The sequence below is a fragment of the Neobacillus drentensis genome (assembly GCF_036966985.1).
Lineage (GTDB): Bacteria > Bacillota > Bacilli > Bacillales > Cytobacillaceae > Neobacillus > Neobacillus drentensis_E.
This window is the reverse complement of record NZ_JBALSN010000700.1, coordinates 1-1807: the sequence shown is the minus strand read 5'-3', so window position 1 is coordinate 1807 and position 1807 is coordinate 1. Positions and strand designations below refer to the sequence as shown.

The window sequence follows — 1807 nt, the reverse complement described above, 5'->3', positions numbered from 1 at the left end:
CATAAAATAACCCTTTTTTGTATGATTGTTCGTTTCCATATCTTCATCTGCTTTCATTAGTGATTTCATCTTTTTATCGAAAAAATGGAGTGTTTCCAACAATTCTTAGATTACAGGTTTCATCGTTTCTTTTAATACGTTAACGGAGTGGCTGAATTGTTCTTTTTCTTTTTCATTTAGTTCTATTTCAAGGACTTCACGAATTCCGCCACGGTTAATGACTGCAGGCACACCGATAAACACATCTTTTTGTCCATATTGTCCATCTAGATAAGTGGATACCGTAAGGATACAGTTTTCATTATTTAAAATTGCTTTCGTGATTCGAACGAGGGACATTCCAATTCCATAGTACGTTGCGCCTTTTCGTTCAATAATGTGATAAGCAGCATCACGGACATTCACGAAAATTTCCTCTAGAGATTCTTTGTTTAGTTTTTCAGCCGGTAGTTCTTCAAGTCTTTCGACACCCACTGCAGCACGGCTCCAAACGGGAAGTTCTGTATCTCCGTGTTCTCCAATGATATAAGCATGAACGTTTCTAGTATCCATGTTGAAATGCTGGCCAAGCGCAAAGCGGAGACGTGCAGAATCTAATACGGTACCAGAACCAATCACACGTTCTTTTGGCAGGCCGGACTCTTTCCAAGTCACATAGGTTAATATGTCGACAGGGTTTGTAGCGACCAAGAAGATACCGTCAAATCCACTTGCCATAATGTTTTTTACGATTTGTTTAAAAATTTTCGTATTCTTTTCCACTAATTCCAAGCGTGTTTCACCAGGTTTTTGTGCCAATCCTGCTGTAATTACAACTAAGTCGGCCTGTGCACAATCTTGATAAGATCCGCTCCATACTTTAATAGGTGATGGAGCAAACGGGATTCCGTGGTTAAGATCCATCGCTTCGCCTTCTGATTTGGCCTCGTTCACATCAATAAGAACTAATTCTTCGGCAACACCTTGATTAATCATAGAATAAGCATAACTGCACCCGACCGCACCCGTTCCAACTAAGACAACCCGGTTTACTTTTTTATTTCTATTTTCCATGATGATAATCTCCTTTATAGTGGAATTTTTGAATGATCTAATCTAGTAGTGATTATTTGTTAATTAATAACTTGATGATGTAAGTATATCACTACATTGTGAAGTGTTTCACAATAAATGTGACAGTAATATGAATCTTCCTCTGAAAGCCTTTACAAACAGTGGCTTGTGTGAATGAATACGCTATCATGCACCAGGAGTGCCCAAGGGGATGGTCCTGGTGTTTTTACTAATCCAAGTAAAACCAGGGGAATCCGCCCTGTAAATATTAAGGAAAATTATCCTGGCAGGGTGTTCGTCCAACCCATTTTTCTTACTCTTAATAAACTATATATAAATAAATCATATTATTAGGAGGAAAGTGGGTTATGAAAGGTAAGAAGAAACATCCGCATAAACACCATCGTAAGCACAGCAAAAGTCATAAAAGCGACAAGCATAAAAATGAAAAACAGGATCAACACGATAAGCAAGACAAGAAAAAGGATTGTAAATGTAAATGTAAGGATCAGCACGATAAATGTTATTGTAAGGAAAATGAAGACTACCGTCAGTCCAACATTTGGTGGGGTCATGAGGAAAAGTACAAGGATAATCAGCATAACAAATGGGGGTATAAGGAAAAAGATGATTATCCTGAATCCGACATTTGGTGGAGCTCTAACTAAAAAGACAAATCTGATCAGCACGACAAGCAAACTGATGATTATAAAGAACAAAAACGATGCAGAAATCTTGGTTGCATGTTTAAATT

At 37.8% G+C, this 1807-nt stretch carries 2 protein-coding genes; one reads left to right on the top strand and one right to left on the bottom strand.

The features are described 5' to 3' along the window. Positions 1-105 precede the first annotated feature (105 nt). Positions 106-1053, bottom strand: a complete 948-nt coding sequence (locus V7659_RS30705) for an L-lactate dehydrogenase (protein WP_335543788.1) — start codon at positions 1051-1053, stop codon at positions 106-108. A 444-nt stretch (positions 1054-1497) separates the two neighbouring features. Here V7659_RS30705 and V7659_RS30700 point away from each other — a divergent pair. After that, a partial coding sequence (locus tag V7659_RS30700; RefSeq protein ID WP_335543787.1) for a hypothetical protein occupies positions 1498-1807 on the top strand: 310 nt, incomplete at its 3' end.

What these genes read in the sequence shown, in the direction of transcription:
- V7659_RS30705 (WP_335543788.1), bottom strand. Translation starts at nt 1,053, where the DNA reads ATGGAAAATAGAAATAAAAAAGTAAACCGGGTTGTCTTAGTTGGAACG.